This window comes from Paenibacillus suaedae, from assembly GCF_032337355.1.
GTDB lineage: Bacteria > Bacillota > Bacilli > Paenibacillales > Paenibacillaceae > Paenibacillus_B > Paenibacillus_B suaedae.
In genome coordinates this window covers 420220-434655 of the sequence record NZ_JAVYAA010000004.1, presented here as the reverse complement: position 1 = coordinate 434655, position 14436 = coordinate 420220, and the positions used below count along the sequence as shown (strand labels likewise).

Sequence of the window (14436 nt, the reverse complement as noted above, 5' to 3'; positions counted from 1 at the left end):
TTGTAATCCATACTTCGATGATAATGGAATTATTTACGTATTACAATGAGGCAGAAGGAATAAATACCTACATAACAGGAGGCAGCACCTATGGAGACGAGCAAACAAAAAATCGCAACAAAACACATTCAACCGAAAATCCTCTATTATGGAACGCCCGTTATTTTATTGAGCACCTTAAATGAGGATGGAACTGTCAATATAAGTCCCCTATCCTCCTCTTGGGCGTTAGGGCAATGCATCGTGCTTGGAATCGGACTAGGAAGCAAAACGTTTGAAAATCTACAGCGTCATCAAGAATGCGTCATCAATGTGCCAAGCCCTGAGCTGTGGGGAAATGTCGAAAAGCTGGCGCCTTACACAGGAAAGCAGCAGGTTCCAGAATGGAAACTGCCGTTAGGTTTTTCTTATAATAAGAACAAGTACGAAGCGGGTGATCTGACACCGACTGAGTCAGTTGCCGTACAGCCTACCCGCATTGCAGAATGCCCTATTCAAATCGAAGCACAGGTGAGACATATTCGTATCCCCGAGCATACTTCGTTTATGGCGATTGTCGAGACGGAAGCCGTTCACGTTCATGCCCATGAGGATATTCTCATCGGGGATAACCATATTGATCCGCGGAAATGGAGTCCGCTTATTTATAACTTCCGCCACTACTTCGGACTTGGCACTGAGCTCGGCAAGACGTACCGAGCAGAAACATAGAGCATCGAAAAAAGCTAAAAAAGCTGCTGTACCGGCGAGGAACTCCCCTTTTCCGGCCAGTGCTTCTCCTTTCAAGCTGGATGTATATGTGAAATGTGCATCTTCCCCTTCTGACTTGCCCTTGCTGCCCCTTATTCTGTTGCATACTCTATTCAGAAAGTCTACTATTCGTTTCATATTGCAACTGAAGCAATCTGCAAAAGGAGGGCTCGAGAGTGAACGTATTTCCGCATCTTACTTATCAACGAACACGAGACTGGGCTGCCGGAGCCGCTCTTAACCTTCAACAGTTTCAAGAAATGTATCGTGTGCTTTACCCGGCAGAAACGATTATTCTTCCTCCTCCCAAAGGAGTAGACACGCCTCGATGGGGATCTATATGTCACTTTGATGAAGCATTCGTGGCCGTTATACCAGGGGGAAGGGTCATCACTGGGAGCGGTCATGTGGTAACGCCTGACCACCGCCGGCTTCAAGACGTAGAACTCCCCCCTTATCCTTACCCGTTCAATGAGCTTCCTGAGCCGCAATATACATCAGAAACTGTAGCCACATTAATGTGGGGCTGGAATATTCCCGGCTATGCATATCACCAAGCTATTTTCGGGCACTGGTTTTTTGATTATTTGACCCGCATTCATTTGCTGGAGCAGAGCGGAATCGCTATCGACAAATATTTGGTTGGCCAACTGACACATTCTTTCCAATATGAATCGCTGCAAATGCTCGGCTTTCCGATGGAAAAGTTAATACAGGTTGACCGTAACGATTTCCATTTGGTCGCCAACAAGCTGGTCGTGCCGGCCGTACCATTCCTTATTGGCGGATGTCCGAGCTGGGCCAGTCAATACATTCGCACCCGTCTGAAAAATGCTTCCATTGCTCCTCGTCCTGGCTATGAGCGAATCTACGTTAGCCGCCAAGATGCGTTCGTTCGACACGTCATTAATGAAGAAGAAGTCATGCAAGTTTTGGCCGAGAAGGGCTTCGTCCGCATTTTGCTTACACCGCTGTCCACGGCCGAAAAGATTGCAATTTATTCGTCAGCGCAAGTTATCGTTGCGCCGTTCGGAAGCGGGAGCATTAACACCGTGTTCTGCAATCCAGGCTCTACATTGATCGAACTGACGCCGTTAACAGTTATGGATAGTTACTTTTGGAAAATTAGCAATTATGCAGGTATGAATTACTATGAGGTTCTATGTAATATCGAGCAGCCGCCAAAGCCACTTGCTGGCTTTGATAACCTGATCGTCGACATCGACAAGCTGAAGCGCGTCCTTCATATGGCAGGCATTTAGTTGTGCCTGCCATATGTAGCGATTAGCACAGGGCTATGCAAGGACACGCCGTTTGCTGGCTGTATCTTCCGGTTACATGCAAATGTGAACGACTCGCATCCTCTCTCATCCGCCTGATGATGACCAAATGATAGGTATCCGCATAGTATGAAGCACATAATTCGAAGAGCTTCCACGCTTCCGAAACCTATGTTAACGCTTACATTATGGGAGGCGATTCCATTGGTCGTTACACTCGTCGGGATACACTGGGTGTATCTGCTGTTCATTGGGTTAATTATTGGCTTCCTCGTCATGCGGAGAGATACGACTATTGTATGTATGGCGGGGATATTCCTGCTCGGCTTGCTGGCAACTTCCTCGGTCAGTTCAGCGGTCAGCGGTATATTTACCAGCTTTATTTATGCCATTAAGGAGTTGCTTGGCACCATTCTCATCATCTCGATTATTGTCGCGATGAGCCGTGTGCTGCTCGCGTCCGGCATTAATGAAACGATGGTATCTCCATTCACCAAGCTAATGCGCGGTCCCACGATGGCCTATTGGACACTTGGGATTGTTATGGTCGTCATCAGCACCTTCTTCTGGCCGTCGCCAGGTGTCGCTCTTATTGGTGCGGTGCTGCTGCCAGCAGCAATTCGCGTAGGGCTGCCTCCTCTTGCTGTTGCGATGGCTATGAATTTATTCGGACATGGTATCGCATTGTCAGGCGACTTCGTCATTCAGGGCGCACCAAAGCTTACCGCGGATGCAGCCGGATTGCCCGTTAAGAGCGTGCTGGAAGCCAGCATCCCGCTTGTACTGGTCATGGGTGTCGTCACCACGGTCGTAGCGTTCTGGATGATGCGCCGCGATATGGGGCGTGGTCTTCTGACCATGAGTACCGGTCTTGCCAAAAATGACGACCGCAGCAGCTTCCATGTGACTCGTATTCCCTTACCTCCCGTTGCCAAAACAACTCTAGCCATTGTCATTCCCCTGCTCTTCGCCATCGACGTCATCATGCTGTTCAAGTTGAATCTTCAGGGTGGAGAAGCAACGGCGCTTATCGGCGGAACCGCTGCAATCATACTCATCGTCGTTACTCTGCTCACCCATCGCAAGCAAGCACTTGAACAGACAACCAGCTACCTCGTGGACGGCTTTCTATTTGGGTTCAAAGTATTCGGCCCTGTCATTCCAATCGCCGCATTTTTCTATTTAGGAGATTCTGCCTTCTTCGAAATCTTCGGCAAAACTCTGTCCGCGGCATCGCATGGGATTGTGAATGATCTAGGGTTGGCGCTTGCACACAGCGTTCCACTCCACCCTGCCATCGGTGCAATTACCCTCACCATTGTAGGAGCTATTACAGGATTGGATGGGTCAGGATTCTCCGGCATCTCGCTTGCCGGCTCCATAGCGTCCCTGTTCGGGGCCACCATTGGCGGAGGGACAGATACCCTGACTGCACTCGGTCAAGTTGCCGCCATATGGGTCGGAGGGGGAACGCTAATCCCATGGGCGCTCATACCAGCAGCAGCAATTTGTGGCGTCAGCCCGTTCGAGCTGGCACGCCGCAACCTTGTTCCGGTGATCATCGGCTTAACCGTCACGACACTCGTCGCAATGCTGCTGCTTCTTTTGTAACAACAAGTCCCACCTGCTCGCTTCTTTGCAACAGGTGGGACTTGTTTTGTTTAAACCATCATTATCATTGTTACCCTTACACCTTCTCAACGTGTATCAACATGCCTGACAGCTGACAGATTTCCTTTTAGTCCTCATCACTAGTGTTTGTTATCCTTCAGAGCCATCATTTTAGTATTTGTTATCACTTTAGTGTTTGCCATCATTTTTTTGCTTATCATCGCTTTTGTGCTTGTCGTCCCCATTATTGCCATGATCCATTGGTTTGTTCATGCTTCCATTGTGCATGCCGCCGTTTTTCATTTTCTCTTTTCTCTTCAAATAACGTTGGTGGGAGATTTCATCAATTTCCTTCCACGATGCTTCCTTGCCCTTCAGGGCTTGATTGTCCGACACGAACTTCTGCGCTGCATCCTGCGTAGCGAACAACGCGTAGCCATATTTCATCGGTGTCTTAATATCAGCCTTTACCGGAGTTGAATCCTTTGCTGTCACCCATTCTAATGTACTATAATCTCTCACCCAGGATGCAGCCGGCTTCTCTTTCATATCTCGCTCATAATTCAATAAGCAGCCGACATCGTCAAAATAGAGATGCTGACCATCTGCTGTCTGCATTTGCGCTGTAAACATCCCCATATCTTCTTCTCTCAAATAGATTTTCATTTGGCAAAAGGCGCATAAGTCCTCATGGGTTGGCTCCTCCGCATGTGCTGCAGCCAGCTCCTGCTTAGATTGTGCCTTATTCTGAGTCGTTTGGCTTACTTGTTCCTTCCCCGTATTCGAAGCCGCTGCTTCCTCAACCGGCGCCACAGCTTGTCCGCCCTTCTCTCCCGCATGATCTGCACCGCTACATCCTGCAAGAATACTCAGCATCATGATCGAACAAATAAAAATAGCTAACCCCTTTTTCATATAACACCCTCCACGATGGAATTCATTTACAGAACAAATGCTAGCAAGCAATTGTGAGGAGATTGTGAAGGAAGTGAAATGAATTGTTGAACTTTATGTTGCAATTTTCCAAAAAGAAGTACAAAACTTCATAGATTTGATCAGATTTTGTGTCTAAAGCCGCTATAATGTTGCTATATTCCATTTTTTGAATAACAGGAGGAAGCGCCTTATGCGCCTTGCACCTTTCTTACGCACACTTTTGCCTTTGTTTGTTCTGCTCACTCTTGCTTTTGTTCTTACCGGGTGCGGCAAGAATGATTTCCAGCCTATAGAGCAGCAGCCTATTATCGTCAGCGTCAATGTGAAGGACCATAGTCTCTCTTTCCTTGATCCTGTCCGCAATAAGGTATCGGCGGCATGGCAGCTCGATTTCCCGCTTAGCGGCGCCCTATTCCTTGCGAAGGACCAATTGCTCGTCTACGGCAAGCAGGCGGACAAAGCGCTCATTTATCAATTGTCTACAGGAAAGCAGATCGAGACGTGGGACATAGGCAAAGGAGCGGCCAATGCGCTGCTGTCCCATTCGAAGCAATTTGTCTATTTTGTTGATCAGCATCATAAATCGATTCGCGCTTTCCGGCTGGACGGCACGCTTCAGTACGAGGTTGCTGTAGGCAAGCAGCCGTTGCATATGTATGAGGCGAAGGACGGGAGCAAGCTGTACGTCATCAATTTCGACGATACGACGATGTCCATTATAGATACTCGATTGCAAAAAGTTGTACAAACATTCGGCATTAACGAATCTTCGGCTGGCGGTCTGCTGTTGGATGATCGGCGTGAGCTGTGGGTTGGCGGCCACGGAAGCGGGGCTGAAGTTGAGTCGGACATCCATGTGTACAACATGGATACCGGTTCGCTTATTCGGCGCATCCCAGCTCCTTATATGCCCGTAAGCTTTGCACAGACGGATACAGGCATATTCGCACTGAGTCACGGTTCCAGCACGCTTCGCAAGTTCGCGCGGAATACCGGCGCAGAGCTTGGCACGATCAAAATTGGCGCCAACCCATTCGAGATGAAGGAAATTGGCGGAAATCTATACATCGCTAGTTATGATAGCAATGAGATCTATGTCATTGATCCCAACTCACTCACCGTCAGCTCAATCATCCCTGTGGGCCAAGGCCCATTCCAGATTACGTCCAACTCATAAGCGCAAGGAGGAGCAAGCATGAACCAGTCTCGATTGCTCATTATCGATGATGAAGAAGATATGAGAGCACTCGTGCATATGTATTTGAAAAGCTCTGGATTCGAGGTGTACCAAGCCGCGAATGGCGAGGAAGCGCTAGAGATTCTGTCTGCCATGTCCATCGATCTAATTGTTGCCGATGTCATGATGCCAGTTCTGGATGGCTTCACGCTCTGTCTGAACATACGCCAGTCCTCTAACGTGCCAATCGTCTTCTTAACGGCAAGAGGAGAAGAATGGGATCGTGTCTATGGCCTGAAAATCGGTGCCGACGATTATATTGTGAAGCCGTTCAGTCCAAGCGAGCTGATCGCCCGCATCGACGCGGTTCTGCGCAGGGTTAATCGAGAATCTGCAGCAGACAAAACGGTTCAGCTATACGGCCAAATCGAGATCAATGAACGAGGTAGAACGGTCAAGGTATGCGGCAAGCCCTTAGCTCTCACCTTGAAGGAATTCGAGCTTCTCCTCTTCTTATGCCGCCACCGCGGACAAGCACTCAGCCGCGAGCAGCTTCTGGAGCACGTGTGGGGTATCGACTACGAGGGCAGTGTTAGAACTGTAGATACACATATCAAAACACTGCGCATTAAGCTCGGCAATGTGGGTGAATTCATTCAAACGATGTGGGGCATCGGATATAAACTTGAGGTGTAAATGGCATGAAGCAGCTAACCTTAGCACAGAAAATGCGGCTTATCGTGTGCGCGGCGATTATCGGAACTGTGTCTTTTTCGTATGCGCTCACTCACTATTTCTATGAAAAATACTATGTCGAAAAGGTAGATGAAGGACTGCGGCTGGAAGGGCTTCGCCTTGCAAGCAACTATAGCGGTGGAGAGGTCACCGCCAAGCTGCGCGATCAGATCGATTGGTACAACAAGATGTCTGACTCGGAGGTGTTTCTTGTCACGAACCCGCGCGAGTTAAGCGCCTGCCTTCCCTTCGAAGTTGAATACGACTCCCTCATCAGCGAGCAGGATCGCCAGCAGCTCCTTCAGGGCAACCCCGTCACCAAGTCCGGGTTCGAGGAACGATTCGGCCGCACGATTCTATCTGTCAGCATCCCGCTGCTGGACGACAATCGCTTGCAAGGCATCTTATTTCTGTACATCCCGCTTGCAACCATTATGGAGATGAACAAGGAACTGACCAGCATTTTCATTCCGATCACCTTATGCTTCGTGTTCCTGTCCCTTGTGCTGGGCAGAACATTAATCAACCGCATCACGCAGCCCCTTCGACGCTTGGAGTCCGCTGCCCATGAGATGGCACATGGCAATTATGCGGAACGTGTTCCGATTACAACACATGATGAAATCGGCAAGGTGGGACAAGCCTTCAATCAGATGGCATGTGCCGTTGCCGAGGAGGATAAGCGCAAAAAAGAATTTCTCGCGAACGTGTCCCATGAGCTGCGGACCCCTATCAGCTATGTGAAGGGATACAGCGAAGCGATTCTGGATGGGGTTGTTGAATCTGAACAAGATCAGCGAAGCTATATCAGCCTGATCCACCGCGAGGCCGGCCGCATGCAGCGGCTAGTTCATGATCTGCTAGAGCTGGCCAAGCTGGAGAACAATGCCTATCCGCTTGCCATCACCCATCTGGTGTATGCTCAGCTTATTGAGGACGTGCTGATGACATACAGACACATACTTGTCCAGCAGCAAATTGCATTGGCGATCGATCTTGATCCCGAGCTTATTATTGAAGCCGATCAAAATCGAATCGAACAGGTGCTCCATAACCTGCTGGACAATGCCATAAGGTATACGCCGGAACAGGGAACGATCAGCGTCGAATTGCGCGCAACCTCGGACACCCATTGTGAGCTGAGCATCAGCGATACCGGCATCGGCATTGCCCCTGAGCATCTTCCCCATATAACCGAGCCGTTCTATCGAGCCAATAAGGCGCGAACCCGCAAGGATGGTGGAACAGGGTTGGGGCTTGCCATTGTGTCCAATATTGTTGCTATGCATGGCGGAACGCTGACCTTTCACAGCATCGAGAATGAGGGGACGACTGTGACGATTGCGCTGCCGCGATACAGAGAGACATAAAAACTTGCGGGTTGTCATGCTCCGTTCACACATTCTTTCATCTTTGCACACAATTGTGTCGTAATGTAGGAGCCAAAGAAAATGAAAATGGGGACAGGATGGTGGCCAATTGTGACCAATTGCAGACAAGTCAACAGAAAAATGCTGCTGGCCGCTCTAGCTTTGCTATTGTCTCTCCTCACCTGCTTCCCAGGTACAAGCAAGCTGCATGCCGCCAACGCTAATGGGAAGGCGTTCATCGTTCGTGCCGGAGATTCGATCCAGAAGGCCATTAATGAGGCTGAAGTAGGCGCAACCATTACCGTACAAGAAGGCAGCTATCATGAACAGCTTGTCATTGATAAGCCACTGAAGCTCCAAGCTGCAGGCAGTGCTAAGGTTACGCTGAACGGCAATAATCAAGGACATGTCGTCACGATTACCGCCCCCGGCGTTTCCCTAACCGGATTTCAGATTATCCAGAGCGGCAGCAAAAAGCAGGACGCTGGTATTTATATCGCCTCCTCGGACAACTTGATCGTGTCCAATACGCTGTCCCGCGTACAGAATGGCATCTATGTCAACAAAGGAAGCCGCAATCAGATCGAGAACAATACGATAACGAGCAATAACAGCCGTATCTCTAAGCGAGGCAACGGCGTTCACCTCTTCTATGGCAGTGGTAATGTTGTACGTGGCAATGACATTTATGATGTTCAGGACGGCATTTACATCGACTTCGCAGCCGACAGTACGCTAAGCAGCAACACGATATCCGATTCACGCTACGCCATTCATCTCATGTTCGGTGAAGGAGGTCTCGTATCGGGCAATCAATTCATGTACAACATTAACGGGATGATGGCCATGAGCTCCTCCTCCTTTCGGATTGAGCAGAACATCATGCAGAAGCAGCTTGATTATCGCGGCTATGGAGTGTTGCTCTATGACACCGATCGCATCACGATGCGGGGCAACCGCATGATGTACAACAGCAACGGTCTCGCACTGGAGGATGCGAGAGACAGCATCATTACAGACAATGTCATCTCGGGCAATCATCTTGGCCTTAGTCTGCTGAAGGGCAATACCGGAACTACCATATCGGGGAACCAGTTCATCGGCAATGTCGTGCAAGCACGTAGCTTGGATGCGAAGCAGGCCATTGATGACGGCACATCGGGCAATTATTGGGACGACTACTCTTCCTTCGATATTACCGGCGACGGCATCGGGGAACTACCTTACTACGCAGGCTCCATCTATGACAAGCTGCTGCCGAAGCAGCCGCAGCTGCAATTCTACTTCGAGAGCCCTGCCATACAGCTATGGAATGCAGTTAATCGCATGCTGCCTTCCGCTAACGCAACGAGCGGAGCAGATCGGTTCCCGCTTACGCAGCAGCCCACCCTTCAACCACTTGTAGATGATCCTGCACAATCAGTCCTAGAAGCGGAACATCCTACAGACAATCGCCATCTTGTCGGCATCGCAGGATGCTTGTTCCTAATTGGCGGCATATTCATTCTTGCACAAGGGAGGATTCAGAAATGACATGGAGATTCGGAACAGTCGTAGCGGCAGTCGGCCTCCTGCTTGCCACATCCTGCGGCAAGCCAAGCTATGAGCCGCGCCCGATTAACCCTGATATCGATGTATGCATCATATGCAATATGAGCGTAGCGAACGAAGACTACGCAACAGAGGTTGTATTAACGGACGGCAAGATTATGACCTTCGATGATATCGGCTGCATGATGGATTATATCCAATCGTATCACAATGCAGACAATCCGATTGCCAAGTCCTATGTATACACCGCAAGCAATTGGGTAGAGCTGGAGCAGGCCTGGTTCGCCTACCACCAAGACTTCTGGACACCAATGGCGAATGGCGTGCTGGCCTTTCCGAACAAGGAACAAGCAGAGCAATACGTTGCACAAGAGGGCAAAGGAAACGTTCTGTCGTTCTCTGACCTGAAGCAGCATAAATGGGACGGTCATCAATGAAGCACATAGGTTCGATTGCGAAGCAGGAAATGAAGCTGATCATTCGCAGCCGCTGGCTGGCAAGCTTCTCCATATTATTTACACTACTGGCGCTGTTCATCGTATTCTTCGGCAGCATCGGCTATCAGGCAGGATACGAAGGGTTTACGAGAATGACTGCAGGACTTCTGAATCTCTCCCTCTTCCTCGTTCCGCTTCTCACGCTGTTAATGGGCAGTACCATGCTCGCGGGAGATAAAGAGGATGGGGGCTATCAATTGCTGCTCACCTACCCGGTATCGCCCACTTCCATTGTCCTTGGCAAATACATAGGCATGCTGGCGGCCATTGCAGCCGTTATCCTGCTCGGCTACGGTATTGTCGGAACTGTGCTGTGGATCACGAACCGCACTGGCATGTTCGCCGCCTCCTTGTTTTTCCTCTTTATCGCCTTGACCCTGCTGCTTGCGGCTATCTTCCTGGCGATAGCTTCGGTCATCGGCGTGTATGCCAGCACACGATTCCAAGCGCTTGGCATCAGCATTCTGACATGGGCGCTCAGCGTGCTCCTGTACGAATATATCGTGATGGGCGTCTCCAGTGTTGTCCCTTTTCATTGGATTATTACACTCTTAACCACATCCATCCTGTTCAACCCAGTTGAGCTAATACGGGTGTGGAGCATCGTTCAAATGAAGAGCGGCATGATATTCGGGCCGACGCTCTATGACTTTACGATATGGGCCGAGGGGAGCACCGGACAAATTGCCTTCTGTCTGACGGCTGCGGCATGGATCATTGCTCCGCTTGCCTTATCCATCATCATTGTGAAGCAGGGGGGGCGCATCCGCAAATGACGACAAATGCGATGATTCGATTCGATAATGTATCCAAGATTTATTCCAAGCAGAATCAGGTGCGCGATATCCACTTCTCAATCGGCCAAGGTGAATGCTTCGCCTTATGTGGAGGCAATGGCGCCGGGAAGAGCACGATCATTCAGATGATGATCGGCATTGTGAAGCCAACGTCAGGCAGCATTTACTTGAACGGGCACAAGGTATCGTCCACGGACAGCGCCTATAAATCCACATTCGCCTATATGCCTGACAATATGGTATTTCCCCGTTCCTTGACGGGATACGAGGTGCTGCACTTTTTCTCCAAGCTGCTGCAGGTGCCGCGAGGTCGCATCGATGAGCTGCTCTGCCTCGTTGGGTTGGAACAAGACAAGCATAAGAAGGTAAGCCATTATTCCAAGGGAATGCAGCAGCGGCTCGCGCTCGCACAAGCGTTGCTGCCTGAAGCTCCGATCATCATTCTGGATGAGCCCACCAACGGACTTGATCCCTATTGGGTGCATACGTTCAAGGAACTAATCCATGCTGAACGCAGGAAAGGAACAACAATCCTCTATTCGACTCATATTTTGTCTGTCGTGGAGGACACGGCCGATACTGTCGCCTTCATGAATGAAGGCGTCATGGTCGCATGCGATTCTGTCGCTAGACTTTGCCGTACAGAAAATGGACATCGTTCCTTGGAAGCCGTCTTTTATGATACATGCCAGCGTATAGCCACTAGTTCGTAATTAGTGTTTCTTTTCTCGTAGTAGAAGCCAGCGATCGCTGGCTTTTTAAGTTCATCAGTATGCATGCATTACGACATGATTAGCAATGTTTCTCATGAACATGCGGTTGTACCGCTGCTCCTGCCAGTTCATCATAATAGGCCTGCAGATCAATCGATCTGCCCCCATCCAGCCGTGATGCCTCTGCTGCGAATGCCATCAGATGGCTGCGTACGGAGACAGAGGCAGAAGACTTGCTCTCCGTCACCATTCCCGCCTCGAAATCACGCACTTCCTTAATAAAGGAGCGGACTATATCCGCGTCTCCACCCCCATGCCCCGCAGCAGATGCATGGATATGGACAACACGCTTCTCCTTCGTCACGAAATCATGGAGCGTGAAAGCATCATCCTCCATATTGCCGCGAATATCCCCTTTCGTGCCCATCACCTGCACAATGCGAGTATTATCGTGTGTGAAGCCGCACATGCTGAAGGTAGCCGTTGCGCCACTGGCGAATTCCATATTGACGACCTGATGATCCACAACATTATTATCCGTCTGATAGACACATTTGCCGTACGGCCCTTCCCACAGCGCCTTAATGATGCCTTCCTTCGTATGATCGTCTGTAATTTTCCGCGCCCATCCAATCCCTTCCCCAGGTAATAACGAGGCGCATGATACTGGCAGACATGTTCTGCCGGACATCCTTCGATACAGCGCAGCGGTGCACCCTCCGGTCGATTCCCTTCATGAAAATGCATTAACGAGCCAAACGAACTAATGCGTGTGCACGGTTCCCCCATTAAGTACGCCAAAATGTCCATATCATGGCATGATTTCTGCAGGATCATCGGGCTCGACTCGTCGCTATTGCGCCAATTGCCGCGTACGAAGCTGTGCGACATATGCATATTGCCCACGTTCTCATTTAACTGTATCGAGGCGATATCACCAATCGCACCTCGGTCGATTTCCCGCTTCAAAGATGACCAGAATGCCGTATAACGCAGCACATGGCAGATCGTGAGCAGACGATTGTGCCGTTTGGCCGCAAGCTCCATCTCCACACACTCTGCCGGCACAGGCGACATCGGTTTCTCCAGCAGAACATGATACCCTAACTCAAGTGCCCGGAGCGTTGGCTGGAGGTGCATTCGATCCAATGTACAGATAATTGCAACTTCTGCCTGCCTCTCGTTGCCAAGCAGCGACTCCCAAGAATCGAATTGCTGCTGAGCGGTTAGTGCAAATTGCTCGGCAAATTTGCGTCGTCGTTCTGTATTCGGTTCAGCGACACCTACAATACGAAATTCATGCGGATTCTCCAGCGCATATGGAGCATATGCACGTGCTCCCCGATCCCCTGCTCCAATCACAACCGCAGTGATAGGCTTCATGTTGCTTCTCCCCCTCTAATGAAGCGAAGGAACGCCCGCAAGCAGCAGCGTTCCTTGGCCTCTCATTATTTTGCTTGGTAAGCCTTATTCATTTCATCTGTAATCATTTGCAGCTCTTTATCCTGCTTCAAGATCGCAATAAACTGATCATAGGCTTCAATCGTCTCTTTCCCAATGATCACCTTCGTCCGCATATCATCTACCTTCTTTTTAATTTCCGGGTAGAACCGATTATAGGCTTCCGAATAAATGCCGCGTCCTGGATCTGGTACAACATGCTCCTTGCGCTCATTTACAATTTTCACGTTGCGTTCATACAATTCATCTGGCATCCCCACTGCAGCAATAGCCATATCGTCGCTAATCAAGTGGAACAAGCTCGACATGTTGCCGTCTCCCGTCAAATCTTTCTTCGCCTGCTCAGTCGCAATCCGCTTGCCGTTCTCTTCCTTGTAATGCACATCTTTCAAGCCATAGTACTCCAGAATATTGCCCTCTGGGCTATTTCCATAATCGAACAGCGCCAGAATCTTCTTCACCTTCTCCTCTGGCACCTTCTTGGGAATCAGATACACGCCATAATAGGACTCACCGGAAGGGACATACTTAGCCCCCTGCGGATTCGCCAGGTAAGAGGTCGGAATGAGGTCGGCCTTCGAATCGATCTGGCGAAGCACTTCCCCTTGGATCCAGACATGGTTCATGGATAAGCCCACCGCTCCTACCTTGCCGCCACGAACCATATCAATAATTTGCGAGAACTTTAAGATGGCAAAATCCTTCGGGAACAGTCCTGCATCGTAGGCTTTCTTAATCCACAGCAGCGCATCACGGGAAGCATCTTCAGTGATGTTCGGCGCCAGCTTGCCATCCTTCAACTTCCATGCGCCTTGCGTTTCATTGAAGACGTTATATACAAAACCGAGCGAGTCTGGGGATGCCGCATACGGAACGATATCAGTCTTCCCGCCGGGCGCCTTCTCCTTAAATGCCTTCAGTACGTCGAAGAGCGAATCCATGGAATTTGGCACTTGCAGATTCAGCTCATCCAGCCAATCCTTACGCAGCATCGGGAATACACCGCCGCCAAAGCTTGGATAGTACCGTGGAATGGCATAGTTCTTGCCCTCAATCTTCGTCTCTTCCCACATCGCCGCCTTAACGCCTTCCGTTAGATTCGGATAATCCGTAATGAAAGGCGTCAAATCCCAGAACACGCCTTGCTTAATCATCTTCTGGAGCTGCGAGTTGTTCAGCGACTCCACAAAGGTAACATCCGGCATCTCACCGGACGCCAGCATCACATTGACCTTATCTTCAATCGTCGTTGGTGTCAGCCATGTGATGTCCAGCTGTGTATTCGTGTTCTTCTCTAGTTCCTTCCACATTGGATTGCTGTTGTTCACCATATCGGGCGCATAATTCAACGTTTGCAGTGTAATCTTCGTCGGACCTTCTCCCCTAGAGGCACCGCCTGTGCCTCCACCGCCGCATGCAGTCAGCAGCAGTGAACATGCCAGCATGATAAGCATTGTTGTCTTGAGCAAGGATGACAACTTACGTGATGAATTGTGAACCATTCTGAACCCTCCTTTTTGATATGCGAGCACGCTACAGGCTGTCCATGTGCATCCTA

At 49.8% G+C, this 14436-nt stretch carries 12 protein-coding genes and 1 pseudogene; 10 read left to right on the top strand and 3 right to left on the bottom strand.

Annotation, left to right across the window (positions count from 1 at the left end):
* Nucleotides 1-90: 90 nt before the first annotated feature.
* The 3 genes from RQP50_RS18925 to RQP50_RS18915 all read left to right on the top strand — a co-directional run bounded on the left by RQP50_RS18925 (nt 91) and on the right by RQP50_RS18915 (nt 3641).
* Nucleotides 91-711, top strand: a complete 621-nt coding sequence (locus RQP50_RS18925; RefSeq protein ID WP_315746363.1) for a flavin reductase family protein — start codon at nt 91-93, stop codon at nt 709-711.
* A gap of 215 nt (nt 712-926) precedes the next feature.
* Nucleotides 927-2012, top strand: coding sequence for a glycosyltransferase family 61 protein (locus tag RQP50_RS18920; RefSeq protein WP_315746362.1), 1086 nt, complete (start codon nt 927-929; stop codon nt 2010-2012).
* A gap of 222 nt (nt 2013-2234) precedes the next feature.
* On the top strand, nt 2235-3641 hold the full coding sequence (locus RQP50_RS18915; RefSeq protein WP_315746360.1) for a hypothetical protein: 1407 nt from the start codon (nt 2235-2237) through the stop codon (nt 3639-3641).
* A gap of 189 nt (nt 3642-3830) precedes the next feature.
* Here the strand turns inward: RQP50_RS18915 and RQP50_RS18910 are convergent, their stop codons facing one another.
* On the bottom strand, nt 3831-4556 hold the full coding sequence (locus RQP50_RS18910; protein ID WP_072730586.1) for a nitrous oxide reductase accessory protein NosL: 726 nt from the start codon (nt 4554-4556) through the stop codon (nt 3831-3833).
* 211 nt (nt 4557-4767) lie between these two features.
* On the opposite strand from RQP50_RS18910, the gene RQP50_RS18905 reads away from it, so the two are divergent.
* The 7 genes from RQP50_RS18905 (at nt 4768) to RQP50_RS18875 (ending at nt 11417) form a co-directional block, all read left to right on the top strand.
* Complete coding sequence (locus tag RQP50_RS18905; protein WP_315746359.1) at nt 4768-5754, top strand: YncE family protein; 987 nt, start codon at nt 4768-4770, stop codon at nt 5752-5754.
* Between the two features lie 18 nt (nt 5755-5772).
* The gene (locus RQP50_RS18900; RefSeq protein WP_072730588.1) at nt 5773-6450 is read left to right on the top strand and encodes a response regulator transcription factor; all 678 of its coding nucleotides are present in this window, start codon (nt 5773-5775) and stop codon (nt 6448-6450) included.
* A 5-nt stretch (nt 6451-6455) separates the two neighbouring features.
* Nucleotides 6456-7859 carry a sensor histidine kinase gene (locus RQP50_RS18895; protein WP_315746358.1) on the top strand — a complete coding sequence of 468 codons (1404 nt, stop codon included), beginning with the start codon at nt 6456-6458 and terminating at the stop codon, nt 7857-7859.
* A gap of 81 nt (nt 7860-7940) precedes the next feature.
* Nucleotides 7941-9392 (top strand): nitrous oxide reductase family maturation protein NosD, encoded by a 1452-nt coding sequence (nosD, locus tag RQP50_RS18890; RefSeq protein ID WP_315746357.1) that lies wholly within the window; start codon nt 7941-7943, stop codon nt 9390-9392.
* A complete protein-coding gene (locus RQP50_RS18885) occupies nt 9389-9847 on the top strand; it encodes a nitrous oxide reductase accessory protein NosL (protein WP_072730590.1) in 459 nt (152 codons plus the stop codon). The genes nosD and RQP50_RS18885 overlap by 4 nt, the downstream gene beginning before the upstream one ends.
* Complete coding sequence (locus tag RQP50_RS18880) at nt 9844-10683, top strand: ABC transporter permease (protein ID WP_315746356.1); 840 nt, start codon at nt 9844-9846, stop codon at nt 10681-10683. The genes RQP50_RS18885 and RQP50_RS18880 overlap by 4 nt, the downstream gene beginning before the upstream one ends.
* Nucleotides 10680-11417, top strand: a complete 738-nt coding sequence (locus RQP50_RS18875) for an ABC transporter ATP-binding protein (protein WP_139295392.1) — start codon at nt 10680-10682, stop codon at nt 11415-11417. The genes RQP50_RS18880 and RQP50_RS18875 overlap by 4 nt, the downstream gene beginning before the upstream one ends.
* Nucleotides 11418-11496: 79 nt before the next feature.
* Here the strand turns inward: RQP50_RS18875 and RQP50_RS18870 are convergent.
* Both RQP50_RS18870 and RQP50_RS18865 read right to left on the bottom strand, forming a co-directional pair.
* A pseudogene (locus tag RQP50_RS18870) lies at nt 11497-12800 on the bottom strand (Gfo/Idh/MocA family protein).
* Nucleotides 12801-12865: 65 nt separating this feature from the next.
* Nucleotides 12866-14380, bottom strand: coding sequence for an extracellular solute-binding protein (locus tag RQP50_RS18865; RefSeq protein ID WP_315746354.1), 1515 nt, complete (start codon nt 14378-14380; stop codon nt 12866-12868).
* Between the last annotated feature and the right edge of the window lie 56 nt (nt 14381-14436).